Annotated in this window: 1 protein-coding gene; it reads right to left on the bottom strand. The window is 64.6% G+C overall.

The features are described 5' to 3' along the window. Positions 1 to 274 (bottom strand): Ppx/GppA phosphatase family protein (locus AAEY83_RS14895; RefSeq protein ID WP_502945190.1); only part of this gene is annotated, 274 nt, incomplete at both ends.

The raw sequence follows: 274 nt of genomic DNA, 5'->3' as shown, positions 1-274 counted from the left end.
ACGTCTTCGTGCTGATGGCGGCCGAGCAGGTCGTAGAGCACGCCTTCACGCAGCGCGCCTTCACAATGATCCATGCGTTGCAGTTCGAGGGCGTCGAAGATCGCTTCGAGAATCGCCAGGCCCGCCGGGAAGATCGCGCGGCGGTCAGGCTTGATGCCTTCGAAATCGATCTTGTCGGCGTCGCCGAGCTTGAACAGTTTGCGCTTGAGCCACGCCAGGCCTTCGGCGTTGACCTCGCCGCTGCCGTGGCCGCCAGCCTTCAGGGCCAGGCCGA

Source organism: Psychrobacter sp. TB20-MNA-CIBAN-0197 (assembly GCF_040309765.1).
Lineage (GTDB): Bacteria > Pseudomonadota > Gammaproteobacteria > Pseudomonadales > Moraxellaceae > Psychrobacter > Psychrobacter submarinus.
This window is presented reverse-complemented; position numbering and strand designations above follow the sequence as displayed.